Source organism: Geodermatophilus sp. SYSU D01119 (assembly GCF_054049975.1).
The window spans coordinates 1-25,892 of record NZ_JBJGYL010000001.1; the positions used below are offsets into that span (position 1 = coordinate 1).

Genomic DNA, 25,892 nt, shown 5'->3' on the forward strand with positions numbered 1-25,892 from the left:
TCGTGCTCTGAGTCCGCGGCGGACTCAGAGCACGGCCCGGCCCGGAGGAGCCGTGTCGCTCCGGGAGGCCCGGTCAGAGCGGCTGCAGCGCCCGCCAGGCGGTCCACGCGCTGGTGATCATGTCCCGCAGGTCGCGGGTGGCCCGGAAGCCGAGGTCGCGGGCGATCCGGTCGACGGCGGCGACCACCCGCGCCGGGTCGCCGGGGCGCCGGCCGGTCACCTGCGGCGTCGTGTCCCCGCCGGTCACCTCGGCGACCACCCGCAGCACCTCCAGCACGCTGCTGCCCTCGCCGCGGCCCACGTTGTAGGTGCCCCCGGGCCGCCCGGCGGCCAGGGCGCGGGCGGCGGCCACGTGCGCGTCGGCGACGTCGGAGACGTGCACGAAGTCGCGCACCGGGCTGCCGTCGGTCGTGGGGTGGTCGTCGCCGAACAGCAGCGGCGGCCGGTCGGCGTCGAGCGCCTCGAACACGAGCGGCACGAGGTTGGCCGTCCCCCGGTCGCCGAGTTCCGGCGCCGCCGCTCCCGCCACGTTGAAGTAGCGCAGGCTCGTCGCGGCCAGGCCCCAGGCGGCGCAGTCGCGCAGCAGGTCCTCGCCGGCGAGCTTGGTGCGGCCGTAGGGCGACAGCGGGCAGCAGGCGGTGTCCTCGTCGACCCGGTCGGCGTCGGGCATGCCGTAGACCGAGGCGCTGGAGGAGAAGACGAAACGGGTCACGCCCTTGGCGCGGCAGCCCTCGAGCAGCGCGACCAGGCCCTCGACGTTCTCCGCCCAGTAGAGGAGCGGGTCGGCCACCGACTCGGCCACCTGCTTCTTGCCCGCGAGGTGCACGACGCCGGTGACGCCGTTCTCGCGCAGCACCCGCCGGACCATGCCGCGGTCGCGCACCGAGCCCACCTCGAGCGGCACCTGCGGCAGCGACGCCAGCCGGCCGGCGTCGCCGGTGGACAGGTCGTCGAGGACGACGACGTCCTCCCCCGCCGCCACCATGGCGTGCACGACGTGCGCCCCGACGTACCCGGCACCCCCGGTGACCAGCCAGCTCACCCGGTCAGCCTGCCCCGGCGGGCGCCGGGCCGCGCGTCAGGACAGCCGCTGCCGCAGGTGGACGGCGACCTCCTGGCCGGCGGCGTCCTTGCCGATCGCCACGCAGATCGCCCGGCGCAGCGGCAGCCAGTGCGGCCCGTCGCCCGACGGCATGCACGTGGCGGCGAACGGGTGCCCGTCGACGGTGCCCTCCACCCTCACCGCCCGGCGGGTGCCGAACAGCGCGGCCGAGTCGGGCACGGTGACGAAGGTGGGGAACGCGCCGTCCTTCTCGAGGGGCGCGGTGAACGAGGCGTCGAGCTCCTGGGCTGCCATGCCGCTGTCGACCGCCCCGGCGCCCGGGACTCATCGGCCCCGGGTCGGGCGTCCCCGGGTCAGGCGGCCCCGGGTCGGGCGGCCCCGGGTCAGGCGGCCCCGGGTCAGGCGGCCCCGGGTCAGGCGGCCCCGGGTCAGGCGGCCTCGGCCTCCCCGATCCCCCGGATGACGCCCGCGAGGCCCGGCGTGCCGAGCGGCAGCGCGTCGAGCCACGCGCGCAGGACGGCGAGCCGGCGGGCGTCGGACATGCCTGGCTCGGCGCGGAAGCGGGCGCCGAGCGCGGCCGCGGCGCCGTCCTGCGCGGTGGTCAGCGCGCAGAGGTAGGCGAGCAGGTGGCCGACGAGGTCGCGGGTCTCCGCGGCGTCGAGGGAGTCGACGACCGCCCACACGCCGGGCCCGTCGTCGCGGACCCGCTGCACCCAGGCGAAGACGTCCTCGGGGGTGACGCTCACGTCCCTCTCCTCCCTGCCGGTGGCGCTCCACTGTCGGGGCGCGCCCGCGCGGGCGGGGAGTGCCGTGCCGCCGGCGACACGGTGGCCACCGCACCCGCCCCAGGCGTCCCAGCGGGCGGCGGCCGGACGACGTCGTCCCGCGCCGCTACGGTGCGACGCGTGCGCGGTGGGGCGGGCAGGACGACCGGCAGCGACCGGTCTCCCGGGGGAACCCCGGGGCAGCAGGTCCAGGCCGGCATCGGCACCACCCGCCGGACGGCGCGCTCCGCGCACCTGACGGCGCCTCCCACGGGGAGCGGCTGCCCGCCCCACCGCGCGCACCGGTGACGACGCCGCGCCAGGCCGCCGCCACCGCCTCCGGCACCGCGACCGCGCTGCTCGCCGGCCCGTGGCGGCGGCGCGATGCGGTCCGCCGGGTCGCGGTAGCGCTCGGCTACGCCCGGGCCCCGCGGTGGGTGGGCACGCTGGTCGGCGAGGTCCTCGAGGCCTACCGGGACGCCCCGGCCGACCGGCCGCGCGAGCTGGCCGCCTTCCTGACCTCGACCCGCGGTTGGGCGCAGGGGCAGGCCGCCGACGTCGCCCCGCGGGTGCGGCGCCGCGAGCCGGTGCCCACCCGTGTGGTGCGGCCCCGGCCCGGCCTGACCGAGGTGCCCGACCTCGCCGCGCTGGCCCGCCTGCTCGACGTCGACCAGGGCGAGCTGGCCTGGTTCGCCGACGTCCGCGGGCTGGAGCGCACCGCCCCGGACGAGGCGCTGAGGCACTACCGGTGGCGGGTGGTGGAGCGGCCCGGCGGCGTCCGGCTGCTCGCGGCGCCCAAGCCGCGGCTGCGCGAGGTCCAGCGCCGGCTGCTGCGGCACCTGGTCGCGCCCGTGCCGCCGCACCCGGCCGCGCACGGCTGCGTCCCGGGCCGCTCGGTGCGCACCGCGGCCGCCCCGCACGCCGGCGCCGACACCGTGCTGGCCCTCGATCTCGAGGCGTTCTTCGCCACCGTGACCGCCGGCCGGGTGTGGGGCGTCCTGCAGGGCGTGACCGGGCTGACCGAGCCGGTGGCGCACGCGGTGACCGGCCTGGTGACGACGGTGGTGCCGGCCGCGGTGTGGCGGCGGGTGCCGGTGCCGGCCGACCCCGCCGCCCGCGACCGGCACGCCCGCCTCGGTCGCCGGCTGGCCGTGCCGCACCTGCCGCAGGGCGCGCCCACCTCCCCCGCCCTGGCCAACCTCGTGTGCGCCCGGCTCGACCGGCGGCTGGCCGGCCTCGCTGCGTCGGCCGGCGCGACCTATACCCGCTACGTCGACGACCTGTTCCTCAGCGGCCCGCCCGCGCTCCGCCGGCCGGCGTTCGCCGCCCGGGTCGCCGCCATCGCCGCCGACGAGGGCTTCCGCGTGCACCCCGGGAAGACCCGCAGCGCAGGCCGCGGCCGCCGTCAGACGGTGCTCGGCGCCGTCGTCAACGTCCGGCCCACGCTGCCCCGAACGGAGCGGGACGCGCTGCGGGCGCTGCTGCACAACTGCGCCGTCTCCGGCTGGGCGTCGCAGGTGCGCGACCGCGACCCCGCGACGTTCCGCGAGCACGTCCTCGGGCGCGTGGCCTGGGCCTCCTCGGTGGACCCGGTGCTCGGCGCCCGCCTGCGGGCCCTCGCCGAGCGCATCGACTGGGACGCCCCCGGGACGGCATGATCGTCACGTCCCCCTGCTGTCCTCCGAGAGGGAGACCCGTGCCCCCACCTCCACCTCCGTCCTCCGCGACCGCGCCAGCGGCCGCCGCCACCCGCGGCGGGCTCGACGGCCGGGTCGCCGTCGTCACCGGCGCGAGCAGCGGCATCGGCGCCGCCACCGCGCGGGCCCTGGTCGACGCCGGCTGCCGCGTCGCGCTGCTCGGTCGCCGCGGCGACCGCATGGCCGCCGTCGCCGAGAGCACCTCCGACCCCGACCGCACGCTCGTCGTCGCCACCGACGTCTCCGACGGGCTCGACCTCGCCGACGCCCTCGACGCCCTGCACGACCGGTTCGGCCCGGCCGACCTGGTGGTCGCCGGCGCCGGCGTGCTCACCGGCGCCCCGTTCGAGGACGGCGTGCCGGCCGAGTGGATCGAGATGATCGACGTCAACCTCGGCGGCATCCTGCGCACCGCGCAGACCTTCGCCCGCGACCTGCTCGCCACCGCCGAGGAGGGCCGCGCCGCCGACCTGTTCCTCATCGGCGCGCTCGCCGGGCAGGTGCGCTTCCCCGGCTACGCCGTCTACTCGGCCGTCGAGGCGGCGGTGGCGCAGCTGGCCCGCACGCTGCGCGCCGAGTACGGCCGCCGCGGCGTTCGCGTGCACGTCGTGGCGCCCGGGCTCACCGACACCGACTTCGGCTCCGACATCAGCCACGACGGCACCGCCCGCGGCTGGGCCGAGCACCGTGAGGTGATCGTGCCCATGGACCCCGCCGACGTGGCCGCGACGGTGCTCTTCGGCGCCGGCCTGCCGGCGCAGGTGAACCTCGCCGAGCTGCTGGTGCTGCCCACCCGGCAGGACCAGTTCCTGCCCGGCCGGCGCGCGGAGCGGCTGCGGTGAGGGGGGTCGTTCGGGCCGACGAGGAGCGGCCGTCGCTGCTCGGCCGGGCCATGCGCGTGGCCGACTCCGACGCCGCGGCCGCCGGGGTGCTGCTGCTCGCCACGCTGCTGGCGCTGCTGTGGGCGAACGTGCCGGGCTCCGCGTACGAGGACGTCTGGCACACCCCGTTCGCGATCAGTCTGGGCGACGCGGTGCTGGAGATGGACCTGCGGCACTGGGTCAACGACGCCGCGATGGCGCTGTTCTTCTGCCTGATCAGCCTCGAGGTCAAGCGCGACCTGGTGCTGGGCGAGTTCCGCGACACCCGGCGCATCCGCATCCCGGTCGTCGCCGCGGTCGCCGGGCTCGTGGTGCCCGCGCTGGTGTTCCTCGCCATCGCCGGGCTCACCGACCAGCCCGCCGAGGCGCGCACCGCGTGGGGGGTGGTCATCTCGACCGACACCGCGTTCGTGCTCGGCCTGCTGGCCGTCGTCGGCCGGTCGGTGCCGGTGAACCTGCGCGCGTTCGTGCTGGCGCTGTCGGTGGTCGACGACGTCGGCGCGCTCGCCGTCATCGCGATCGCCTACACCGAGGACCTCACGCTGCTGCCGCTGGCGGTCGCCGTCGTCGGGCTGGTCGCCGTCGTGGGGCTCAGCCGGATGCGGGTGTGGCGCGGCGGGGCCTACCTGCTGCTGGCCGTGCCGGTGTGGCTCGGCGTGCTGGCCTCGGGCGTGCACCCGACGGTGGCCGGCGTGGCCATCGGCCTGCTGCTGCCGATCCACCCGCCGAGCCCCGACGAGGTCGACGCCGCCGAGGCCGCGGCGCGCGACTACGGCCGCACCCCGACCTCCGGGGGCGCCCACCGGGCGGTGCTCAGCCTGACCCGCTCGGTGTCGGTGAACGAGCGCGGGCAGCGGCTGTTCCGGCCGTGGGTGAACCTCGTCGTCGTGCCGGTGTTCGCGCTGGCCAACGCCGGCGTCGTGCTCACCTCCGAGACGCTCGCGGCGGCCGCGACGTCCGGGCTGACGTGGGCGATCGTGGCCGGGCTGGTGCTCGGCAAGGTGCTCGGCGTGGCCAGCGCGTCGATGGCCGCGGTGCGCCTGGGCGTCGGGCGCCTGCCGTCGGGCCTGTTCGCCCGGCACGTGGTGGCCGCGGGCCTGCTCAGCGGCGTCGGGTTCACCATCTCGCTGTTCATCATCGACCTGGCGCTCGAGGACCCGGCGCTGGCGTCGCAGGCGCGCATCGGCGTGCTCGCCGCCTCGGTGACCGCCGCCGTCGTCGCGCTCGGCGTCGTCGCGGTGGTGCGGGCGATCGACCGCACCCGGCTGCCCGGGCGGCAGCGGCTGAGCCGCCCGGTGAGCGCCACCCGCGACCACGTGCGCGGCCGGGTCGGGGCGCCGATGGAGCTCGTCGTCTACGCCTCGTTCGTGTTCACCAACGCCGGGCGGACCGCGGAGGTGGTCGACGAGCTGCGCCGCTCGCTGGGCGACGACCTGGTCTTCGTCTACCGCCACCTGCTCACCGACGACCCGGTGTCGCGGCGCGCCGCGGAGGCCGCGGAGGCCGCCGCCGCACAGTCGCGGTTCTGGCCGATGCACGACGCGCTGGCCGCCCGCGCCGGCCGCCTGGACGACCGCGCCGTGCGGCGCTGCGCCGTCGACGCCGGGCTGAACCTGGCGCGGGTCGACGCGGCGGTGGCCGAGGGCTCTTTCGCCGCGCGGGTGCGGGAGGACGACGAGGAGGGCCGGGCGATGGGCCTGGAGGAGCCGCCGCGGTTCTTCGTCAACGGGCAGCTCTACGACGGCCCGCTCGACGTCGCCCCGATGCGCACCGCGCTGGAGATGACCGCCGGGCGCACCCGCGTCAAGGCGGCGGCACCCGAGCCCGAGGACGAGAACGACCTCGACGACGCGCTGCCGGTGCGCCCGCCGGTCGGGGAGCCGGCGTGAGCGCCCCGGTCTCCGGGCGGCGCGCGGTGGTGATCGGCCTGCCGCTCGTCGCCGACGCCGTGGCCGCCGAGCTGCGCGCGGGCGGCGCGCAGGTGGAGCAGGTCGCCAGCGCCCGGGAGGTGGTGGCCGACGCCGACGGCGTGCGCGAACGGCTGGGCGGCGTCGACCTGGTGGTCGCGGCGCTCGGCGGCATCGGCGGCGGCCCGTTCGGGCTGACGCGGGCCGAGCGCTGGGCGGAGATGGTCGAGCAGGGTGCCGGGGACGCGGTGCTCGCCGCGCGGGCGTTCCTCGACGACCTGCTCACCGCGGCGGCCAACGACCGCCCGGCCGATCTGGTGCTCGTCGGGTCGGCGGCGGCGTCGGAGCTGGTGCCCGCGTTCGCGGTGCACGCCGCCACCGCCGCCGGGGCCGCCCAGCTCGCCCGCACGCTGCGGGTGGAGCTCGGCGGCACGCTGGTGCGGGTGCGGCACGTCGCCGTCGGGTGGGTGGCCACCCAGACCACCGCCGACGGCGCCGCGCTGACCCCGGCCGACGTGGCGCGCACGGTCGTGTTCACCACGACGATGCCGCCGACCACGAACGTTGCCGAGGTCTCGCTGCTGGCCACCCGCTACGGCTGACCCGTCGGCCGGCCCGGTGATGTGCACCTGCGGCGCGTTCCCCCGGCGGAACACGCCGCAGGTGCACATCACCGCGCAGGGAGCACCGGTGGGTCCCGCGGTGGTCGGCCGCGACTGACCGTCAGCGCACGGCACCCGGGCAGCGGCGGACGAGGTAGCGCGGCCCGGTGCCCAGCGCCCGGGCCGCGCGGACTGCGTCGCGGTCGCCGGTGCGCCGCAGGTGCGCGTCGAGGAAGTCGGGCAGGGCGGCGTCGTGGGCGTCCCGGGCGCGGGCGCCGTCGCCGGCCGCGCCGGCCAGCAGCAGCCGCACCAGCCGCAGGGTCGCCGCGGCCACGGCGGGCGCCTGCGGGTCGGCGGTCACCGCCTCGACGCCGGCCGCCAGCCGCTGCAGGTGCACCCGCACGGTCGGGTGGACGGCGCTGCGCTCGAGGGAGGCGCTGCCGCGCTGCACGACGTCGGCGGGCAGCCCCAGCTCGGCCACCGGCACGTCGAGCGCGAGGTTCGCCGCCTCGCCCTCCCACGCGAACGAGTAGGGGGCACGCAGGTCGATGGCGGCGAGGTCGCCGGGACGCAGCAGCCGCCGACGGCCCAGGTGCTCGCTGCGCCCGGCGCCCGCGAGGTGCACGGCCACCGACACGTACGGCTCGTCGTCGTGCGCGGCCGCCGCGGCCGAGCGGGCCATCGCCAGGCCTAGCCCCTCGGCGCGCAGGAACGCCGCCGGGCCGAACGGCCACGCGTCGAGCCGGGCCCGCGGACCGGCCGGCCCCTCCCCCAGCCCGAGCCGGGTGGCCCTGGTGGCGGCGTAGAGGGCCTCGGTCAGCGCGCCCCGCCGCTCACCGCGCGGCAGCAGGTCCGTGTCCACCAGCAGCACCGGTCAGCGCCTCCCCCCGCGCCACGTCGCGCCACTCCCGCGGGCTGAGGCCGTACTCGACGCGGAAGCGGCGGGCGAAGTAGGACGGGTCGGTGAACCCCCAGCGGCGGGCGACGACGGCGATCGAGCGCGTGCCCGGCCCGGCCAGCTCCGCGCGGGCGCCCTCCAGCCGCTGCGAGATCACCTCCTGCTCGAGGCTGAGCCCCGCCGCTGCGCAGGTCCGGTAGAGGTGGCGCACCGAGACCGCGTGCGCGCGGGCGATCCGCTCGGCGTCGAGGTCGGGCTCGGGAAGGTGCTGCCGCACGTAGGCGCGCACCCGGGTCAGCAGCGTCTCGCCCAGCACGTCCTCGGCGCCGCGCGCGCCGTCGACGGCGGAGGCCAGCAGCGCCCGGGTGAGGTCGACCGTCGCCGAGGCCAGCGAGTGCACGAGCGGCTCGGCGGCCAGCTGGGCGACGTCGCGGGTGAGCTGGGTGACGTGCGCCCGCACCAGGTCGTACAGGGGGCTGGTGGCGGCCACCGGCAGCGCCCGCCGGACGGTGTCGATGGGCAGCCCGAGGCGAGCGGCCGGGATGCGCAGCGCCCGGCACACGCCGCGCCCCGACCAGCGGTACTCGTAGGGCGAGGAGACCTCGGTGAACGACAGCTCGCCGCCGGCCACCTCGCGCCGGGCACCGGACTGCTCCTGCCGGGCGGTGCCGGCCTCCTGCACGGCCAGCGAGAGCACGGGCTCGGGGTCGGCGCGGGCGTGCCGGGCGGTGCGCAGCAGGGTCACCTCGCCGGTCAGGTCCAGCCGCAGCACCGAGACGCCGGCCAGGTCCCAGCCGTCGAGCCGCGCGCGGGCGGGCACCGACGGGTCGGGGAAGCGGATGCGCGAGGACATGGTGGCCTCGAGCAGGTCGGCCACCCGGCCGGGACGGCGGTCGGCGGGGTCGAGCCCGTCGGTGTCGACCAGGGTGGCCACGGCGGCTCCGGGAGGCAGGGGGTTGGGGGACGTCGTCGTCGCGCGTCGTCGGTGATCCTGGCCAGGCCCGGCGGGCGGCGGAAGCCGGTCGCGCGCGGCCCGCCGCGGCGGGCACCCAGGGTCCGGTGCCGGTCAGCCTGGGCACAGCACGGCCGGTCCGGCGCCCCTAGCGTCCGCGGCACCCGCGGCCCGACCGGGAGCCGCGACCCCCACCCCGGAGGCCCGCCGTGACCGCTGCCGCGCCCGTTCCCGTCGTCTTCGTGCACGGCCTCTGGCTGCACGCCGGCAGCTGGAGGCCGTGGGGAGAGCTGTTCGCCGCCCGTGGCTACGACCCCGTCGCGCCGGGCTGGCCGGGCGAGCCGCCGACGACGGAGGAGGCGCGGGCGCACCCCGAGGCGGTGGCCGGCGTCGGCATCGAGGACGTGACACGGCACCACGCCGAGGTCATCGCCGGGCTGCCGTCGCCGCCGGTCGTCGTCGGGCACTCGTTCGGCGGGCTGGTGGCGCAGAAGCTGCACGGGATGGGCCTGACCCGGGCGTGCGTGGCGCTCTCGCCGGCGCAGTTCCGCGGCAACCTGGTGCTCCCGCCGGCGCAGCTGCGCACGGCCTGGCCGGTGCTGTCGCGCCCCGGCCTGCGCCGGCGCACCTGGGCGCACACCCCGGACACGTGGGCGCGCGGGTTCGCCAGCGCCGTGCCGCGCGAGGAGGCCGACCGGCTCTGGACCGAATTCGCCATCCCCTCCCCCGCGCGGCCGCTGTTCCAGGCGGGGCTCGCCGCGTTCACCCCGCGCAGCGAGGCCGCGGTCGAGACCCGGCGCGAGCGCGGGCCGGTGCTCGTCATCGGCGCCGGGCGGGACCGCACGGTGCCCGAGGCGGCCTCCCGCGCGGCGTACCGCATCCAGCGGCGGCACGGCACCGGCGTCACCGAGTTCGTGACCTTCCCCGACCGCGGGCACTCCCTCGGCGCGGACTCCGGGTGGGCCGAGGTGGCCGGCACCGTGCTCGACTTCCTGGCCCGCCACGGCGTGGGGGCGCCCGCGCCCGTCGGCCAGGCCTGAGCGGCGCCGTGCACACGGGTCCGACGAATCCCGCCGGGATCCTCGCCCCGCTGCGCGGCGGGCCCTACCGGTGGCTGGCGGCGGTGCTGGCGCTGTCGCTGGTGGGCACCGGCACGTGGACGGTCACCTACGTCTTCCAGCTGGTGGGGACCGGCGGCGACGCCGGCGACGTCTCGGCGGTGGCCACCGCGGCGTCGGTCGGCGTGCTGCTCGCCGTCCTGGTGGGCGGCGCGGTGGCCGACCGGCGCAGCCAGCGGGCGGTGCTCGCCGGGGTGGCGGCCGTCAAGGCGGGCGGGACGGCGCTGCTCGCCGCCCTGTCGTTGTCCGAGGCGCTGACGACGCCGGTGCTCGCCGGGCTGGCGCTGCTGCTGGGCCTGGCCGACGGCTTCTTCTTCCCCGCCTACTCGGCGCTGGTCCCGCGCACCGTGCCGGCCGGTCAGGTGCTCGCCGTCAACGGCCTGGAGGGCGTGCTGCGGCCGGTGGCGATGCTGGTGGCCGGGCCCGCGCTGGCCGGGCTGGTGGTGCGCGAGACGTCGCCGGGCTGGTCGTTCGCCGTCGTCGCGGCCACCCAGGTGGCGGCGGCGCTGGCCGCCGCCCGCCTCCCGCGGCCCGCCCCGGGCCCGGCAGCTCCCGCGCACGGGCAGGGGCACTCCGGCGGGAGCCTGCGCGATGTGCGCGACGGCGTCCGCTACGGCCTGGGCACCCGCTGGATCCGGACGACGCTGCTGCTGGCGAGCGCGATCCTCGTGCTGGTGCAGGGCCCGATCGAGGTGCTGCTGCCGTTCGTGGTCACCGACGCCGGCGGCGGGCCCGGGGCGTTCGCGGCGGTGCTGGCCGCGTTCGGCGCCGGCGGGGTGGTCGGCGCGGTGCTGGTGGCCTCCCGGCCGCTGCCCCGGCGGGACCTGTCGTTCCTCGCGCTGGTGTGGGGCCTGGGCACCGCGCCGATGGCCCTGGTCGGCGTCGTGGACCAGGTCTGGCTGGTGGCGCTGTGCACGGCCGTCGTCGGGGCGACGTACTCGGCCGGCGCGGTCGTCTGGGGGACGCTGCTGCAGGTGCGCGTGGCGCCGGAGTACCTGGGCCGGGTGTCGAGCCTGGACTTCTTCGTGTCACTGGCGTTCCTGCCGGTGTCGATGGCGCTGGCCGCGCCGCTGGGGTCGCTGCTCGGCACCGGGTGGGTGTTCCTGCTCGCCGGCACGGTGCCGCCGCTGCTGGCGCTGGTGGCGGTCACCGCCGGCGGGCTGCGCGCCGACGAGACCGCCGCCCGCCGGGAGCCGGTGGCCGGGTGAGTCCCCGGCCACCGGCCCGCGGTCAGTCCGGCTCGACGACGCCGGGCGCGCCACCGGGCACGCCGCCCGGGGCCGCCGTGCCGGTGGTGAGGACGACGGTCGCCCGGCCGGCCTCGACCGCCTGCAGCGTCCGCAGCGACAGCAGCGCAGGCTGCTCGGCCACCATCCGCGCGGCGTTGGCCATCGCCCGGGTGGCGGCGACCTCGGCCCGCGCCCGCTCCAGCGCCGCCTGGCCCTGCGCCCGCGCGGTCGCGGCCTCCGCGGCGGCGTGCCGCAGCTCCGCCGGGACCATGACGTCGCGCAGCCAGACCCGCTCGAGCACGACGCCGACCGTCTCCGGCGCGGCACCGACGCGCTCGCGGACCTCGTCGGCCAGCGTCGCGCGGGCGGCGAGCAGCTCGTCGAGGGTGCGCCCGGCCACCGCCTCGCGCAGCGCCACCTGGACCGTGGCGTAGACCAGCGCGTCGGCGTCGTCGACGGCCTCGTGCCAGCGCCGCGGGTCCGCCGTCCGGGCGGTGACCGTGAGGCTCACCCGCACCGACAGCCCGTCGGCGGTGAGCACCTCCTGGCCGGGGACGACGAGCAGCCGCGGGCGGACGGCGACCCGCACGAACCGCCGCCTGCGGCGCGGCCTGCGGTGCCGCCCGGCACCCAGCTCCTCGGCGAAGCGGCCGTCCCGGTAGACCAGGACCCGCTCCCACTCCTGCACGACGACCCGCACGTCCCCTGCCTCCTCCCGATCCGTCCGGCCGCGCCGCACGCGACCGCCCGGCGCCCGGCCGGGCCCGCGGCGGGGGGCGCGCGCAGCGCCGCAGACCGCCGGGGGCCGGGATGGCCGGGCGCCGGACGGCGTCGGGAGTCGAACCCGTGCGTCCACAGCGCAGTACCCCTACAGGTGCCCGAGGCCGACGCGCAGGACCTGCGGCGGCGATGCCGCCCGGCTGCTGACCACGGGCCGCAGGAGCGTGCCACGGTCGTCCCCGTCCCGCCGCTGCTTTTCCGGGCCGGTTGGCCCGGGGGTCGCGGGGTAGGGGCCGTCGGATACGCGGTGCGACCGGGCCAGGAGGGCCCGGTCCTCAGGTGGGGAGACGCGATGACACTGCCCGACAGGGACCAGGTCACGGACTGGATCGGCAAGACCGTCGTCGACCGCGACGGCAACGAGATCGGCACGGTGACGGCACTGCTCGCCGACGACGACACCGGCCAGCCCGAGTGGCTGTACGCCGACCACGCGGGGTCGACCGTCGTCGTCCCGCTGGTCGGCGCCACGGGCTCCGGGGAGCACGTGCAGGTGGCCGTGGAGCGCGGCCTGGTCGACGGCGCGCCGCGCTACGGCGAGAGCCGGGAGCTCAGCACCGACCAGGAGGCGGCGCTCTACCGGCACTACGGGATCGAGGCGACGACGTCGGAGTCCGACAGCCTGCTGCCCGCGGAGGGCGCGGAGCCCGAGGCGACGACGACCGTCGGCGGCCCGAACACCGACCCGGTGCCGCTGCCCGATGCGCCGGCCGACGCCGCGCCCGTCGCGGAGGAGCTGCCGGCCCCGCCGCCGGTGGCGCAGCCCGGTGACCGCGACTTCGGCCGCGCCGAGCAGCCGGCCGGCGGCGGCGCGGGCCGGATCGGCGCGGCCGTCGCCGCCGCGCTGGCCGTCGGCGCCGTGGTGTTCACGCTGCTGCGCCGCCGCCAGAAGCCGCCGGCCCGGGCGTCGCGCGGCGCGCGGCGCACGGCGCGGAAGGCGCAGCGCTCGGCGTCGCGCACGGCCTCGCGGGCCGGGCGGAAGGCCGGGCGGAAGGCCGCGAGGGCGCGGCGGTCGGCCGCCTCCGTGCCGGCCACCGGGCGCGCCCGCCTCGAGCAGGTGACGGCCGCCGCCGCGCCCGTGGTGACCGGCGCCGTGCACCAGGTGCGCGAGGCCACCCGCTCCGGCGCGGCCGCCGCCGTCCCCGCCGTGAGCGGCGCCGTGCACCAGGTGCGGGAGACGGCCCGCTCGGGCGCCGCGGCCGCCGGCCCGGCCGTCAGCAACGCGGCCGCCCAGGTCCTCGGGGCCACCCGCTCCGGCGCCGCCGCGGCCGCTCCCCTGCTGGCCACCACCGGGCACGCGCTGCAGACCGGCGCGAACGCCGGCGCCGAGGTGGCCCGGCAGGCGCTCGAGGCGGGTGCCGGGCTGGCCGCCGCGGCGGTGACCAAGGCGGCCGAGGCCGGGGCCGAGCTCGGGCAGAGCGGCCTGCGGGCGGCCATGCGCGCCGAGCGCGCCGTCGGGCAGGTGCCCGAGGAGGTCGCCGAGGCCGGCCACCGGCTGAAGAAGAAGGGCAAGCGCCTCGTGCGGCTGACCGCGCTCGGCGCGGGCCTGGGCACCGGGTACGTCGTGGGCGCCGGCTACGGCGACTACGGGCAGATCCAGCAGCTCGCGGGCAAGGTCACCGGCCGGAGCTGACCACCTCGAGGTCCGGCGGGTGCGCGGCCAGGAACCGCCGCGCCCGCCGGACCTCGAGCGCGACGTAGAGCCCTCCGGTGACGACGAAGGCCCCGGAGAGGGCCATGAGCACGAGCCGCACCGGCGTGGGCGAGGAGAGCGACCCGGGGACCGTGCACAGCAGGCTCCCGGAGAACAGGACCGGGAACGGCCACTGCGCGGCCGTGCGCGTGGCGAGCGACCGGGCCGGCTCGATCCGGTCCGGGACGACCGGACGGCGTCCGCGCACCTGGGCCAGGAGGTCGGCACGCTCCACCCGGTCGAGACCGACGAGCGGGTCCGGGGTGGCGGCCAGGCGGCGCCAGTTCACCGGCGCCGCGACCAGGCCGACGAGCACGACGACACCCCCGAGAGCGACCACGACGAAGCCGGCGACCTGGAACGCGAGGGGCACCTGCGCCGGCTCCTCGTCCCAGCCCGAGTCGCGCAGCAGCAGGGCGAGGACCACGGCCAGCGCCCAGACGAGCAGGACGACGGCGGCCACGACGAGGACCCGCCGCCTCGTCGACCGGACGCCGGTCGTCACCGGACCGCGGTCGGGTGGCGGCGCCGCCGGCGGCCGGCCAGCCGGACGGCGACCAGCGCGCCCAGGCCCCCGGCCACCGCGCCGACGGCCAGGTACACGACGTCCGCGCCGTCGGCCCACACGGCGAGCGCGAGCAGGGCGAGCACGCTGACCGCCCACACCGGCCAGGCCGCGCGGGCCCGGCGGCGGGCACCGCTCGCGTCTACCGTCACGGCTCCGACGGTAAGGCGACCCGGCGCCGGGCAGGCCGCCGAGCAGGCGCGACACACCTGACCGGGTGAGCAGGGACACGAGTGACGGGTGGGACGACCGCGTTCTGCGCGGGAGCGCCGTCCGCCGATGGAACGCACATGCGCGCCAGCCACGTCGCCACCGCCCTCGCCGCCTTCACCGCCGGCCTGACCGCCGCCTCGGCGCTGCACCGCCGGGCCGCCCGCCCGGTCGCCGCGCCGGCCGCCGTCCCCGCCGCACCCGCCGTCGCGGAGCCGCCGGCCGTCGTCGAGCAGGACGCCGTCGTCCTCCCCTTCCCGCGTCCGGCGCTGCCGGCCGAGCAGGTCGTCGAGGCGCCCGCCGCCCCGGCCCGCTGCGGCGACACCGGCGGCGTGACGAAGGCCGGCGCGCCCTGCGCCGCGCGCGCCACCAGCGCCGGCCGCTGCCACCACCACCCGCTGGCCGCCTGACGGCTGTCGGTCCCCCGCGGTAGACAGCGGGGGTGGGCGCGCGCCGGGGAGCCGAGGTGCTCGGCCGGCGTGCGCTCAACCGGGCGACGCTCGCCCGGCAGCTGCTGCTGCGCCGCGACCGGCGCGATGCGTTGGCCGCCGTCGACCACCTGGCCGGCCTGCAGGCCCAGGAGCCGCAGGAGCCGCACGTCGGGCTGTGGTCGCGGTTGGCCGGGTTCCGTCCGGCCGGGCTCGACGGGCTGCTGGAGTCGCGCCGCGTCGTCCGCACGCAGCTGATGCGGCGCACGCTGCACCTGGTCACCGCCGAGGACTGCCTGACCCTGCGGCCGGTGCACCAGCCGATGCTGCTCGCGCGGATGACCGGCACGCTCGGCCGCCGGCTGCCCGGGGTCGACCTCGCCGAGCTCGCGGCTACGGGCGAGCCGCTGTTCGCCGAGCAGCCGCGGCTGCTGCCCGAGGTCGGCCGGCTGCTCGCCGAGCGCTGGCCCGGCGCGGCGGCGCGCGACCTCGGCGACGCGCTGTCGAGCCTCGTGCCGCTGGTGCAGACGACCCCGCGCGGGCTGTGGCGCACGCCGGCACCGGCCCGCAACACCACGGTGCGCGCCTGGCTGGGGCGCGACCTGGCCGGCGGGCCGCACGACGACGTCCTCGAGGCGCTGGTGCTGCGCTACCTGCGCGCGTACGGCCCGGCCGCGAGCGCCGACCTGCGCGCCTGGTGCGGGCTGTCCGGCCTGCCCGCCGTCGTCACCCGGTTGCGGCCGCGGCTGCGGTCGTTCCGCGACGAGCGGGGCCGCGAGCTGCTCGACGTCGAGGACGGCCCGCTGCCCGACCCCGCCGAGCCGGCCCCGGTGCGCTTCCTGCCCGCCTTCGACAACGCCGTCCTCGGCTACGACGACCGGTCACGGGTGATCGCCGACGAGCACCGCGGGCTCAGCGTGGCCGGGGCGCGGTTCGTGCTGGTCGACGGCGCGGTGTCGGCCACCTGGACCAGCGCGGGCCGCGACGACGGCGGCGTCGACGTCACCGTGTCCCCGCTGCGCCCACTGACCGCCGCGGAGCGCGCCGAGCTCGAGGAGGAGGGCACCCGGCTGGCCGCCTTCCTCGGCGACGGCGTCCCTGGCGGGCTCACCGTCGGCTGACCCCCACCCCGGCACGGGACAGGCCGCCGCGCCCTCGGCCGCGTCCTGCTCGGTCAGCCCGACGTGGTTGCCGACGGTGCCCACCGAGCAGCCCGTCAGCCGGGCGGTCCCGGCCTCGCTGTGGTCGGCAATTCAGCGCAGCACGAGCGCGGTGTGCACACGCGGGGACAGCCGCCGCGGGTCGGCGGCCCGGGCCCGGCCCCAGCGCGCGTGGCTCCTGAGCAGCGCCACCTGCACGAGGTCCTCGCCGGGCCCGCGGTCGGCGGTGAGCAGGCAGGCGGTGCGCAGCAGGGCGGCGCGGCGCTCGAGGACGAACTCGGTGGGGCCGTCGTCCCCGGTCCCGCGCACCGGGTGGGACCTCACCACGGCAGCACCCCCGCGGTGGCGAGGGCAGCCCCGAGGCAGGCGGCGGCGCGCAGCACGACGACCGCCCGCTCCCACCGGAGGAGCGAGCGGTCGTCGAGGCCCCGCCGCGGGCCTACTCCGTGCCGGGAGCGGTCAGCGGCTGCCGCCGCCGAGCATCGGGTCGTCGCCGTCCCGGCGCGTGCCGTGCTCGACGCCCTCGGTCGACGGGCCGGCGGTGTAGCCCTCGTCGTCGGACTCCGGCACGAGGACGTCGTCGCGGACGATCGCGTCCGGCGGCGGCTGGTCGACGACGGTGACCTCCTGCGGCTGGACGACGCCCTGCTCCGTGGTCGTCCCGGGCGGAACCGTCTCCGTGGGCGTGGCCGTCTGCGCGGGCGTCGTCGTCTCCTGCTTGCCGGACGTCGCCGCGGCCACCCCGGCCACCGCGGCCCCGGCCACCGCCGCCACCCCCGCCGCGACCGCCGTCGGGGAGACGCCGGCCTTGCCCTTGTCGCCCGCGGAGCCGTAGGCGTCGTTGACGCCGGGGGTGCCGACGTCGATGTGCTCGTTGACCGACCCGCGCCAGGCGCCCGAGGCGTAGCCCTGGCTCTCGACGAGGGACTTGAACCGCTCGAGGTCCGAGCGCACCTGCCGCTCGACGATGCCGAGCTTGTCGCCCACCTGCTCGACCAGGCCCTCGGGCTCGTACTCGAGCTCCAGGTAGACGATGGTCGAGTCGGGCCCGGCGGCCTCGAAGCGGACGGCGCCGGCGTTGGTCGCGCCGCTGGTGGCGGCCCAGGCGACCTTCCGGTCGGGGTCCTGCTCGAGGACGGCGGCCTCCCACTCGCGGCGCACGCCGGCGATCTCGGCCACCCAGTGCAGCCGCTCGTCGGTGAGCTGCCGGACCTCCTTCACCCCGCCCATGAAGTGCGGGAAGTCCTCGAACTGGGTCCACTGGTCGTAGGCCGTGCGCACCGGCACGTCCACCTGGATCGACTTCTCCACCTTGGTGGTCATCGCCATCCCTCCGTCATCGGACATCTCGGGAGGGATGTGACCGGCACCACTCCGGCCGAAACGGCGGGGTCGTCACGCGTCCCGCCGGCGCAGGGACCACCAGGCGGCCGACACCGCCGCGGCCGCCCACAGCCCGAGGACCGCCAGGCCGGTTCCCGGACCGAACACGTCGATCGGCCGGGGGTCCAGCCGGACGGCGACCGCGCCGGCCCGGTCGGGCAGGAAGACCGCGGCGCGCTGGAGCACCGGCACCAGCTCCAGCAGCGGCGAGAGCAGGAAGAAGAACGGCACGAGCAGCCCGAGGGCGGCGGTCTGGTCGCGCACCAGCACGGCCACGCCGAGGCAGAAGACCGCGAGCAGCGTCGGGTAGAGGGCCGCGGCGACCGCCGAGCGCAGCATCCCCGGCGTCGCGAGGGACACGGCGTCGGGACCGAGGAACGCCTGGGTGCTCAGCAGGGTGACCGGGACGGTGACCGAGCAGACGGCGAGCACCAGCACCGCGCAGACGGCGACCTTCGCGCCGAGGAAGACCCCGCGACGGGGCACCGCGACCAACGACGCGTGCACGGTCCGCCGGGCGTACTCGCCGGCACTGAGCAGCACGGCGAGGACGATCACCGCGACGTGGCCGAAGTTCAGGCCGTAGAAGGCGATCGTCCCCGGGTCGTAGTCGGGCGAGGCGACCTCCGCGCCGCCGACCGAGGCGACGACGGCGACGCCGATGCCGGCCACCGCGACGGCGAAGAGTGCCAGGCACAGCCAGGTCGAGCGGACCGTCACCGCCTTGATCCACTCGGCGTGCAGCGCGGCGGTCATGCCGCGCTCCCGTCGGTCAGGGCGAGGAATGCCTCCTCGAGGGACCGGCCGTCGGCCACCAGCTCGAGCAGCGGCACGCCGTGCCGGGCGGCGAGCGAGCCGACGGCGTCCTGGTCGAGCCCGTCCACCCGCAGGGCGTCGCCGTCGATGGCCACCGTTGCTCCCGCCGCCGTGAGCAGCTCCCGCAGGCGGCGGGGCTGCGCCGTCCGGACACGCGACCGGCGGCCGGCGTGCTCGGCCAGGAACGCGGGCAGCGGCGCGTCGGCCAGCATGCGTCCCCGCCCGATGACCAGCAGGTGGTCGGCGGTGCGCTCCACCTCCCCGAGGAGGTGACTGGACAGCAGGACGGTACGGCCCTCCGCCGCCAGGTCCCGGAGGAACGAACGCAGCCAGCGGATGCCGTCGGCGTCCAGGCCGTTGACCGGCTCGTCGAGGAGGAGCACCGCGGGGTCGCCGAGCAGGGCGGCAGCGACCCCGAGCCGCTGCCGCATGCCCAGGGAGAAGGCGCGCACCCGGCGGTCGGCGGCCCCGCGGAGCCCCGTGAGCTCGAGGACCGCGCCCACCCGCTCCCGGGGGATGCGGTTGCTCGCCGCCAGCCAGCGCAGGTGGTCGCGGGCGGTGCGCCCGGGATGGGCGGCACTGCTGTCGAGCAGCGCGCCCACCGTGCGCAGCGGCGCCCGCAGGTCCGCGAACGCCCGGCCGGCGATCCGGGCCGTACCCCCCGACGGCCGGTCGAGCCCCAGCAACATCCGCAGCGTCGTCGACTTGCCCGCCCCGTTGCGGCCGAGGAGCGCCGTCACGCTGCCCTCGGGGACGTCGAAGGTCAGGTCGTCGACGGCGACCACCGACCCGTACCGCTTGCCCAGCCCGCGTACCTCGATCACGGCTCCACCGTGGCCGGATGCCGGCCGGGCGGCGTCCCCCGCGCGGTCCGGACGTCTCCCTCCCCAGCGGGAGGTCCTCCCCCGCCGGACGCGCCATGCTCGGCGGGTGCGCGCGGTGCTGCGGTCGGTGGCCGGCCGGTCGACCTGGACGCGGGCGGTCCACCTCGCCGTCGGCGCCTGGGCCGCGGTGGCCTGCGGCCTCGTCTGGCCGGGCCTCGAGGACATGTCGGCGCCGACGCTGGCAGGGCTGCACCTGGCGCCCGTGCCGCTGCTGGCGGTCCTGGCCTGCGTGCCGGCCGTGCGGCGCAGCGAGGGGCTGCAGGCGCGCGCCCTCCTCGTGCCCGGCCACGACGACGTCACCGTCGAGCCGGCGCGGACGTGGCGCGACCGCGGCCGGTTGCTGCTGTGGCTGGTCGTGCGGGTGCAGCTCGGGCTGCTGGCCGCGGAGTCCGCGGCGGGCGCCGTGGCCGTCGTCGTGGGGGGCGGACGGGCGGCGCTGCCGCTCGGCGTCCTGGCGGCCGGAGTGCTGACGTGTGTGCTCGCCGGACTCGGAGCGCTCGCCGCGCGGGCCGCCCGGCTGCTGCTGTCGCCGTCGCTCACCGAGCGGCTGGCCGCCTCGTCCGCCCGCACCGAGCGCCTGCTGAAGCGGACCCGGCTGGCCGGCGAGCTGCACGACTCGATCGGCCACGCGCTCACGGTCACGCTGCTGCAGGCCGGGGCGGCCCGGGAGGTCGCGGGGTCCGACCCGGCCTTCGTCGCCCGGGCGCTCGGCGCGATCGAGGACAGCGCCCGGCAGGCGGCCACCGACCTCGAGCGGGTGCTGGCGCTGCTCCGGGACGCCCCGCCGCCGCCGGACTCGCCGACGCTCGACGACCTGGACGGACTGGTGCGCTCGGCCGGGGCGGCGGGCGCGCACCTCGACGTGCGGGTCAGTGGGCCGGTGCCGGAGCTGCCGCCCCTGGTCTCGCGGGAGGCCTACCGGATGGCGCAGGAGGGCCTGACCAACGCCCTGCGCCACGCGGGTCCGGGGCCGGTCCGGATGGACGTCGAGGTGGCCGGCGGGGCCCTGCGCCTGACCGTGTCCAACCCCGTGCCGAGATCGGCGGCGGCCGGGCTGCGCACCGGCGCGGGCAGCGGCCTGCGCGGGATGCGGGAGCGCGCTGCCGTGCTCGGCGGTACCGCGGAGGCCGGACCGGCCGGCGACGGCTGGCGCATGGAGGTGCGGCTGCCGGTCGGCGGGGCGACGTGACCATCCGGGTCCTGCTGGTCGACGACGAGGAACTGGTGCGCGGCGGCCTGCGCGCGATCCTCGACGCCCGCGACGACATCGAGGTGGTCGGCGAGGCGGCCGACGGCGCCGTCGTCGTCCCGCTCGTCGCGCGCCTGCGTCCCGACGTGGTGGTCATGGACATCCGCATGCCGCTGGTGGACGGCATCCAGGCGACCCGGGACCTGCGCCGGCGGCTGGCCGATCCCCCGCGCGTGCTGGTGGTGACGACGTTCGGGGAGGACGAGAACGTCCACGCGGCGCTGTCGGCCGGCGCCGACGGCTTCCTGCCCAAGCGGGCGCGGCCGGCCGAGATCGCCGACGCCGTCCGGGTCGTGGCCCGCGGGGAGAGCCTGCTGTTCCCGGCGGCGATCCGCGGGCTGGCCGCCCGGTCGCTGCCCGCCATCCCGCGGCGGGAGGCGCCGGAGCTCACGTCCCGGGAACGGGACGTCCTCGTGCTGATGGCCCGCGGGTTGTCGAACGGCGAGATCGCCGCCGAGCTGTACCTGGGCCTGCAGACGGTGAAGACCCACGTCAGCGCCCTGCTGCGCAAACTGGGCGCCCGCGACCGGACCCAGGCCGTGATCGCGGCCTACGAGTCCGGGCTCGTGCCGCTGACCTGACCCGCGCGGGGGCTACCGCGACGGCCCGGCAGACGTCAGGGTGTCCGGGTGACCTCGGAACTGCGGCTGACGACGACCCTCGAGCGGCGCGGGCCGGCGGCGGCGATCGTGCTCACCGACGAGCAGGCGGCCTCCCTCGGCGGCGGCGCGAAGGCCTTCCCGGTGCGGATCACCATCGGTGCCGCGACCGTCGAGGCGCGGCTCGCGCGGATGGGCGGCGAGAACCTCGTCGGGCTGAGCAAGGAGCGCCGGGCCGCCCTCGGCGTGGACACCGGCGACACCGTCGACGTCGTCCTCGCCCACGACGCCGCCGAGCGGACCGTCGAGGTGCCCGACGACCTGGCCGAGGCGCTCGCGGCGGCCGGCCTGCGCGACGCGTTCGACGCGCTCGCCTACTCGCACCGCAAGGAGCACGCGCGGTCGGTGACCGAGGCCAAGAAGCCCGAGACCCGCGCGCGGCGGGTCTCGGCCGTGGTCGCCGCCCTGTCCTCCTGAGCCCGCGCCCGGCCGCCGGGACAGCGGCCGGGCGACGGGTGCCCGGGCGAGGGCTGCTCAGGCGCGGCGCGCGGTGAGCAGCAGGTACTCCCAGTCGAGGACGACGCCGTCGGTGCCGCGGTCGTAGCGCGCGACCAGCGCGGCCAGGTCGCGGTCGAGGGCCGCCACCCGCTCCGGGTCGTCGGCGATGTTCCGGTAGACGGCGATCGTCGGCCCGTAGACGGTCTTCCACTGGTCGCGCCACGCCTCCGCCGAGGGCCAGCCGCTGACGGTCACGACCTGCCGGCGCGCGACGACGTCGGTGACCCGGTCGCCGAGCAGGTCGCGGACGTGCTGCTCGTCCCCCCACAGCGGCGGGGGCTGCGCGCCGGGCGGGGGCGGCGGCGCGTAGGGCTTCATCGTCGTGAACATCTCGCCGACGAAGCCCTCCGGCGTCCAGCTGACCAGCCCGATCCGCCCGCCGGGGCGGCACACCCGGGCCAGCTCGTCGGCGGCCCGCTGGTGGTGCGGCGCGAACATCACGCCGACGCAGGACAGGACGACGTCGAAGCTCGCGTCCGCGTACGGCAGCGCCTCGGCGTCCCCCTCCTCCCACGTCAGCTCCGCGCCGGCGCGCGCGGCGGTCTCGCGGCCGGCCGCGAACAGCTCGGGCGTCAGGTCGGAGGCCACCACCTCCGCGCCGGTGAGCGCGGCCGGGATCGCGGCGTTGCCGGTGCCGGCCGCCACGTCGAGCACCCGCTCGCCGCTGCGCACCCCGGCGGCGTCGACCAGGACCCGGCCCAGCTCCGGGATGAGGTCGCGCGCCACCGACGGGTAGTCGCCCAGGCCCCACATGGCCCGGTGCCTCGCCTTGAGCGCGCGGTCGGCGGCGGTCGCGTCGAGGGTGTCGGTCATCTGTCGTCTCCTCCGTCGTCTGCCGGGTGGTCCCCGGCACGGGACGACGGTGGCCCCGGTGCGTTGCAGATCGGCTGCACCGGGGATGCACGGTCACGCCCGGCCGGTCGCCGGCTCCCCGGACAGCACCCGGCCGAGCGCGGCGCGGGCGTGGGCGACGGCGGCGGCCTCGGCCGCGCGGGGGTCGGCCGGGCGCCCGTTCCCGGGGGCCGGCGGGCCGAGCGGCGAGGGCTTGCCGGCGGCGACGAGGTGACGGTGCAGCGCGGCGGCGTCCGCGGTCGCCGAGACCCGCTGCAGCAGCCGGGCGACGTAGCGCAGGTTGAGCCACTGCTGGGTGGCGTCCCCCACCCGGTCCCAGTGCGCGAGGACGGCGACCAGCGCCCGCGCGGCCTCCACCGGGTCACCGTGCACGGCCCGGGTGGCGGCGGCCTCCATCATCGCGATGCCCTGCCACCAGAAGTTCCGGACGGCGGCCGCCAGCTCCTCCGCCTCGTCGAACAGCGCCAGCGCGTGCTCGGGGTCGGACTTCTTGAGCACCAGCCCGAGGGCGTAGCGGGCCATCGAGCGCGCCGTCGGGTTCGCCGTGGCCTCCGCGACGTCGAGGCTCTCGCGCGCCGCGGCCAGGCCCTCCTCCGGGTGCCGGCCCACCGCGTGGCAGACCGCGACGTAGTACAGCGTCCAGACCAGCCGGATGCGGTCGCCGTCGCCGCGGGCGCGCTCCGACTCGGCCGTGTAGTGCGCCAGCGCGCGGGCGACGTCACCCTCGTAGAGCGCCACGTCGGCCAGCACGTCGTGGGGGTAGGCGATGCGCGGGGTGCCGGGCGGCGGACGGCGGTCCCCGGCCAGCCGCGCCGTCGCCACGGCGTGCGGGAAGTCGCCGCGGTTCCAGGCGCCGCGGGCCGCGGCGCCGACGGCCGCGGCGAAGCTCGGGTGGCCGGGGTCGACCACCGGCAGCAGCTGCTCGGCCCAGGCGTAGGCCTCGTAGCCGACGCGCAGGTGCACGAGCTCGGGCACGGCCGCGACCAGCCGCACGGCCAGGTCCCACTCGGCGTCGGCGGCCGCCCGGGTGAAGGCCGCCCGCAGGTCGTCGTAGACACCCAGGGCCTCCTCGGCCCACGCCCGCTCGTCCGGGCTCTGCAGCCCCGCGCCGGCCCGCTCGGCGTAGTCGACGTGGTACTCGACGTGCCGCCGGGTGAGCGCGGCGGTCTCCCCCTCGACCTCGGCCCGCGACCGGCCGTAGGCGCGCAGCGTCTCCAGCAGCAGGTAGCGGCTGTGCACGCCGCTGCGGGCCACCACCATCGAGCGGTCCACCAGCCGGGTCAGCCGGTCGAGGACGTCGTCCTCGGCCGCGCCGGGGTCGGCGACGCCGTGCACCGCCCGCAGGTCGGCCCCGCCGGCGAACACCGATATGCCGCGGAACAGCCGCTGCTCGGGCCCGGACAGCAGCCGGTAGGACCACTCGATCGCCGCGGCGAGGCTCTGGTGCCGGGGCACCGCCCCGCGGCCGCCGCCGAGCAGCGGGGCGTCCTCGAGCCGGGCGGCCACCTCCGCCGGGCTCATCACCCGCATCCGGGCCGCGGCCAGCTCGATGCCCAGCGGCAGGCCGTCGAGGCGGGCGCAGATGGCGGCGACGGCGCCCGCGGCGGCGGGGTCGAGCCGGAAGTCCGGCGTCGCCGCGCGGGCACGCTGCACGAACAGCGCGGTCGCGTCGGCGAGCGGCAGCGGCGGCACCGGCCACACCTGCTCGCCGTCGACACCGAGCGGCTCCCGGCTGGTCGCGAGGACCACGACGCCGGGGCACCGCTGCACGATCTCCCCGACCAGGGCGGCCGCGTGCGGCAGCACGTGCTCGCAGTTGTCGACGACGAGCAGCAGCGACCGCGGGCGCAGGTACTCCAGCACCGTCTGCTCCACCGACAGGCCCGACCGCTGGCGGATGCCCAGCGCCGCCGACACCGCGTCGCCCACCGGGCTGCCCTCCGGGAGGGCGGCGAGCTCGCACAGCCACGCGCCGTCGTCGAAGCGGGCCCGGTCGCGGGCGGCGACCTCCACCGCGAGCCGCGACTTCCCCGCTCCCCCGACGCCGGTCAGCGTGACCAGCGGGCCCTCGCGCAGCGCGGCCAGCACGCCCGCCGACTCGCGGTCCCGGCCGACGAAGCCGCTCGCCCGCCGCGGCAGGTTGCCCGGTCGCGGCGTCGCGGTCAGCGCGGGGTCGTGGACGAGGATCCGCCGGTAGAGGTCCTGCGCCGCCGCGGCCGGCTCGACGCCGAGCTCGTCGTCGAGGCGGGCCCGCAGCTCGTGGAAGGCGGCGAGCGCGTCGGCCTGGTGCCCGGTCGCGTAGCGGGCCCGCATGAGCGTCACGGCCGGCCGCTCCCAGGACGGGTGCGCGCGCACCAGCGCCTCCAGCTCGGGCACGGCCTCCGCGGACCGGCCCAGCGCCACCAGCGCGTCCGCACGGTCGGCCGTGGCGCCGGTGCGCAGCTCGGTGAGCCGGGCGGCCTCGGCGGCGGCGAACTCCTCGTCGGCGAACTCGGCGAGCGCGTCGCCGCGCCACAGCGCCAGGGCGGTGTCGAGGTCGGTCAGCGCCCGCGCGTGGTCACCGGTCGCGGTCGCGGCCCGGGCGCTGCGGACCCGCTGCTCGAACTCGGCGGCGTCCAGCGTGGCCGTGTGCAGGGACAGGCAGTAGCCGGGCGGGCGGTGCCGCAGCGGGGCGGCGTCCCCGAGGACCCCACGCAGGCGCGAGACGTAGGCCCGCAGGGCGGTCAGGGCGCCGTCGGGCGGGCCGTCCCCCCACAGGGCGGCGACCAGCCGGTCGGCCGGCACCACCTCGCCGCGGGCGACGAGGAGTACGGCGAGCAGGGTGCGCGGCTTGTGCCCGCCGACGGCGAGCGCCCCTCCCGGGCCCTCGACCGAGAGCGGCCCGAGGACCCGGAAGTGCACGTGTGCCGCGCTCGTCATCGCCGCCTCGTCCCGCACGCGGACCGCTCCCGGCGCGGCCGACCCTAGCGACGGCACGGGGCGGTGCACAGGGTCCGCGGGGCGCCCGGCACCGACGCGGGGGTGGGCGCGGCGCGGGCTGGGTAGCGGCGTCCGGGACGGAGCCCGGCGGACCGCGCCGGGCCGGCGGAGACAGGAGGAGCCATGGGCAAGCTGACGCTGGGGATCGGGCTGGGCATCGGGTACGTGCTGGGGGCGCGGGCCGGCCGGGAGAGTTACGAGCGGATCGTCCAGTCGGCGCAGGGTCTCCTGGGCCGACCGGAGGTGCAGCAGACGCTGGACCGGGCGCGCGAGGCGGCGCCCGCCCCGCTGCAGGGGAGCATCGACAAGCTGGCGAGCTCGGCCTCGGGCGGCGGCACGTCGTCGTCCGGCACGTCGTCGTCCGGCACGTCGTCCGGCACGTCGTCGTCCGGCACGTCGTCGTCCGGCACGTCGTCCTCCGGCTCGGGCGGCGGTACCTCGTCGTCGGCCGGGACGTCGTCGGCCGGGACGGGCTCCTCCGGCGGCGGGACCGCCGCCCTCGGGACGCCCGACGTCGAGACGATCGCGGAGGCCGCCTCCGGCCAGGCCGCGGCCGGAGGCGGCGCCGTGCCGGACCCGCTGGTGCCGCCGTCGAAGTCCACCGGCGGCACCACCCGCTGAGCGG

General features: G+C 78.3%; 27 protein-coding genes. 13 read left to right on the top strand and 14 right to left on the bottom strand.

Annotation, left to right across the window (positions count from 1 at the left end; genetic code table 11):
* Nucleotides 1-73 precede the first annotated feature (73 nt).
* From galE to ACI79X_RS00015, 3 genes are all read right to left on the bottom strand, one after another.
* Nucleotides 74-1,042, bottom strand: a complete 969-nt coding sequence (galE, locus tag ACI79X_RS00005; protein WP_457023360.1) for a UDP-glucose 4-epimerase GalE — start codon at nucleotides 1,040-1,042, stop codon at nucleotides 74-76.
* A gap of 36 nt (nucleotides 1,043-1,078) precedes the next feature.
* Complete coding sequence (locus tag ACI79X_RS00010) at nucleotides 1,079-1,357, bottom strand: DUF1905 domain-containing protein (protein ID WP_457023361.1); 279 nt, start codon at nucleotides 1,355-1,357, stop codon at nucleotides 1,079-1,081.
* 134 nt (nucleotides 1,358-1,491) lie between these two features.
* Entirely contained in the window at nucleotides 1,492-1,809 is a 318-nt protein-coding gene (locus tag ACI79X_RS00015; RefSeq protein ID WP_457023362.1) for a hypothetical protein, read from the bottom strand.
* Nucleotides 1,810-2,132: 323 nt separating this feature from the next.
* Here ACI79X_RS00015 and ACI79X_RS00020 point away from each other — a divergent pair, with 323 nt between their 5' ends.
* Genes ACI79X_RS00020 through ACI79X_RS00035 form a run of 4 tightly spaced genes read left to right on the top strand, consistent with a single transcriptional unit; the run spans nucleotide 2,133 to nucleotide 6,914 of the window.
* On the top strand, nucleotides 2,133-3,485 hold the full coding sequence (locus tag ACI79X_RS00020) for a reverse transcriptase family protein (RefSeq protein WP_457023363.1): 1,353 nt from the start codon (nucleotides 2,133-2,135) through the stop codon (nucleotides 3,483-3,485).
* 38 nt (nucleotides 3,486-3,523) lie between these two features.
* Nucleotides 3,524-4,366, top strand: coding sequence for an SDR family oxidoreductase (locus tag ACI79X_RS00025; RefSeq protein WP_457023364.1), 843 nt, complete (start codon nucleotides 3,524-3,526; stop codon nucleotides 4,364-4,366).
* Nucleotides 4,363-6,294, top strand: coding sequence for a Na+/H+ antiporter NhaA (gene nhaA, locus ACI79X_RS00030; protein WP_457023365.1), 1,932 nt, complete (start codon nucleotides 4,363-4,365; stop codon nucleotides 6,292-6,294). Before ACI79X_RS00025 ends, nhaA begins: the two co-directional genes overlap by 4 nt.
* Nucleotides 6,291-6,914, top strand: a complete 624-nt coding sequence (locus tag ACI79X_RS00035; RefSeq protein WP_457023366.1) for an SDR family NAD(P)-dependent oxidoreductase — start codon at nucleotides 6,291-6,293, stop codon at nucleotides 6,912-6,914. The genes nhaA and ACI79X_RS00035 overlap by 4 nt, the downstream gene beginning before the upstream one ends.
* Nucleotides 6,915-7,035: 121 nt before the next feature.
* Here ACI79X_RS00035 and ACI79X_RS00040 read toward each other — a convergent pair whose 3' ends face one another.
* Nucleotides 7,036-7,785: an AraC-like ligand-binding domain-containing protein gene (locus ACI79X_RS00040; RefSeq protein ID WP_457023367.1), complete on the bottom strand. Its 750-nt coding sequence runs from the start codon at nucleotides 7,783-7,785 to the stop codon at nucleotides 7,036-7,038.
* Nucleotides 7,748-8,746 (bottom strand): helix-turn-helix domain-containing protein, encoded by a 999-nt coding sequence (locus tag ACI79X_RS00045; protein WP_457023368.1) that lies wholly within the window; start codon nucleotides 8,744-8,746, stop codon nucleotides 7,748-7,750. The genes ACI79X_RS00040 and ACI79X_RS00045 overlap by 38 nt, the downstream gene beginning before the upstream one ends.
* 227 nt (nucleotides 8,747-8,973) lie before the next feature.
* Here ACI79X_RS00045 and ACI79X_RS00050 point away from each other — a divergent pair, with 227 nt between their 5' ends.
* Both ACI79X_RS00050 and ACI79X_RS00055 read left to right on the top strand, forming a co-directional pair.
* Nucleotides 8,974-9,804, top strand: a complete 831-nt coding sequence (locus tag ACI79X_RS00050; protein ID WP_457023369.1) for an alpha/beta hydrolase — start codon at nucleotides 8,974-8,976, stop codon at nucleotides 9,802-9,804.
* An 8-nt stretch (nucleotides 9,805-9,812) separates the two neighbouring features.
* Nucleotides 9,813-11,090: an MFS transporter gene (locus ACI79X_RS00055; RefSeq protein ID WP_457023370.1), complete on the top strand. Its 1,278-nt coding sequence runs from the start codon at nucleotides 9,813-9,815 to the stop codon at nucleotides 11,088-11,090.
* Between the two features lie 22 nt (nucleotides 11,091-11,112).
* Here the strand turns inward: ACI79X_RS00055 and ACI79X_RS00060 are convergent, their stop codons facing one another.
* Nucleotides 11,113-11,811, bottom strand: a complete 699-nt coding sequence (locus tag ACI79X_RS00060; RefSeq protein ID WP_457023371.1) for an SPFH domain-containing protein — start codon at nucleotides 11,809-11,811, stop codon at nucleotides 11,113-11,115.
* 372 nt (nucleotides 11,812-12,183) lie between these two features.
* Here ACI79X_RS00060 and ACI79X_RS00065 point away from each other — a divergent pair, with 372 nt between their 5' ends.
* A complete protein-coding gene (locus ACI79X_RS00065; protein WP_457023372.1) occupies nucleotides 12,184-13,524 on the top strand; it encodes a PRC-barrel domain-containing protein in 1,341 nt (446 codons plus the stop codon).
* Here ACI79X_RS00065 and ACI79X_RS00070 read toward each other — a convergent pair.
* Together ACI79X_RS00070 and ACI79X_RS00075 are read right to left on the bottom strand one after the other, a co-directional pair.
* Nucleotides 13,508-14,089 carry a hypothetical protein gene (locus ACI79X_RS00070; protein ID WP_457023373.1) on the bottom strand — a complete coding sequence of 194 codons (582 nt, stop codon included), beginning with the start codon at nucleotides 14,087-14,089 and terminating at the stop codon, nucleotides 13,508-13,510. The two genes, ACI79X_RS00065 and ACI79X_RS00070, sit on opposite strands and share 17 nt — an antisense overlap.
* Nucleotides 14,086-14,301, bottom strand: coding sequence for a hypothetical protein (locus ACI79X_RS00075; protein WP_457023374.1), 216 nt, complete (start codon nucleotides 14,299-14,301; stop codon nucleotides 14,086-14,088). Before ACI79X_RS00075 ends, ACI79X_RS00070 begins: the two co-directional genes overlap by 4 nt.
* Before the next feature lie 138 nt (nucleotides 14,302-14,439).
* Here ACI79X_RS00075 and ACI79X_RS00080 point away from each other — a divergent pair, with 138 nt between their 5' ends.
* Nucleotides 14,440-14,769: a hypothetical protein gene (locus tag ACI79X_RS00080; RefSeq protein WP_457023375.1), complete on the top strand. Its 330-nt coding sequence runs from the start codon at nucleotides 14,440-14,442 to the stop codon at nucleotides 14,767-14,769.
* 32 nt (nucleotides 14,770-14,801) lie between these two features.
* Nucleotides 14,802-15,908, top strand: a complete 1,107-nt coding sequence (locus ACI79X_RS00085; RefSeq protein ID WP_457023376.1) for a winged helix DNA-binding domain-containing protein — start codon at nucleotides 14,802-14,804, stop codon at nucleotides 15,906-15,908.
* A 132-nt stretch (nucleotides 15,909-16,040) separates the two neighbouring features.
* Here ACI79X_RS00085 and ACI79X_RS00090 read toward each other — a convergent pair whose 3' ends face one another.
* From ACI79X_RS00090 to ACI79X_RS00105, 4 genes are all read right to left on the bottom strand, one after another.
* Complete coding sequence (locus ACI79X_RS00090) at nucleotides 16,041-16,256, bottom strand: hypothetical protein (protein ID WP_457023377.1); 216 nt, start codon at nucleotides 16,254-16,256, stop codon at nucleotides 16,041-16,043.
* Nucleotides 16,257-16,406: 150 nt separating this feature from the next.
* Entirely contained in the window at nucleotides 16,407-17,270 is an 864-nt protein-coding gene (locus ACI79X_RS00095; RefSeq protein ID WP_457023378.1) for an SRPBCC family protein, read from the bottom strand.
* Nucleotides 17,271-17,342: 72 nt separating this feature from the next.
* On the bottom strand, nucleotides 17,343-18,086 hold the full coding sequence (locus ACI79X_RS00100) for a hypothetical protein (protein ID WP_457023379.1): 744 nt from the start codon (nucleotides 18,084-18,086) through the stop codon (nucleotides 17,343-17,345).
* Nucleotides 18,083-18,970, bottom strand: coding sequence for an ATP-binding cassette domain-containing protein (locus ACI79X_RS00105; RefSeq protein ID WP_457023380.1), 888 nt, complete (start codon nucleotides 18,968-18,970; stop codon nucleotides 18,083-18,085). The genes ACI79X_RS00100 and ACI79X_RS00105 overlap by 4 nt, the downstream gene beginning before the upstream one ends.
* Before the next feature lie 106 nt (nucleotides 18,971-19,076).
* Between ACI79X_RS00105 and ACI79X_RS00110 the strand changes: the two genes are divergently transcribed.
* From ACI79X_RS00110 to ACI79X_RS00120, 3 genes are read left to right on the top strand one after another with little or no spacing between them, the layout of a single operon-like run.
* Entirely contained in the window at nucleotides 19,077-20,219 is a 1,143-nt protein-coding gene (locus tag ACI79X_RS00110; RefSeq protein ID WP_457023381.1) for a sensor histidine kinase, read from the top strand.
* Nucleotides 20,216-20,860 carry a response regulator gene (locus ACI79X_RS00115; protein ID WP_457023382.1) on the top strand — a complete coding sequence of 215 codons (645 nt, stop codon included), beginning with the start codon at nucleotides 20,216-20,218 and terminating at the stop codon, nucleotides 20,858-20,860. Before ACI79X_RS00110 ends, ACI79X_RS00115 begins: the two co-directional genes overlap by 4 nt.
* Nucleotides 20,861-20,908: 48 nt before the next feature.
* Nucleotides 20,909-21,355: a YdeI/OmpD-associated family protein gene (locus ACI79X_RS00120; protein WP_457023383.1), complete on the top strand. Its 447-nt coding sequence runs from the start codon at nucleotides 20,909-20,911 to the stop codon at nucleotides 21,353-21,355.
* A 57-nt stretch (nucleotides 21,356-21,412) separates the two neighbouring features.
* On the opposite strand, the gene ACI79X_RS00125 is transcribed toward ACI79X_RS00120, so the two are convergent.
* On the bottom strand, nucleotides 21,413-22,249 hold the full coding sequence (locus ACI79X_RS00125; RefSeq protein WP_457023384.1) for a class I SAM-dependent methyltransferase: 837 nt from the start codon (nucleotides 22,247-22,249) through the stop codon (nucleotides 21,413-21,415).
* Nucleotides 22,250-22,342: 93 nt separating this feature from the next.
* The gene (locus ACI79X_RS00130; RefSeq protein WP_457023385.1) at nucleotides 22,343-25,207 is read right to left on the bottom strand and encodes a BTAD domain-containing putative transcriptional regulator; all 2,865 of its coding nucleotides are present in this window, start codon (nucleotides 25,205-25,207) and stop codon (nucleotides 22,343-22,345) included.
* A 183-nt stretch (nucleotides 25,208-25,390) separates the two neighbouring features.
* Between ACI79X_RS00130 and ACI79X_RS00135 the strand changes: the two genes are divergently transcribed.
* Nucleotides 25,391-25,888: a hypothetical protein gene (locus ACI79X_RS00135; RefSeq protein WP_457023386.1), complete on the top strand. Its 498-nt coding sequence runs from the start codon at nucleotides 25,391-25,393 to the stop codon at nucleotides 25,886-25,888.
* Nucleotides 25,889-25,892: the final 4 nt, after the last annotated feature.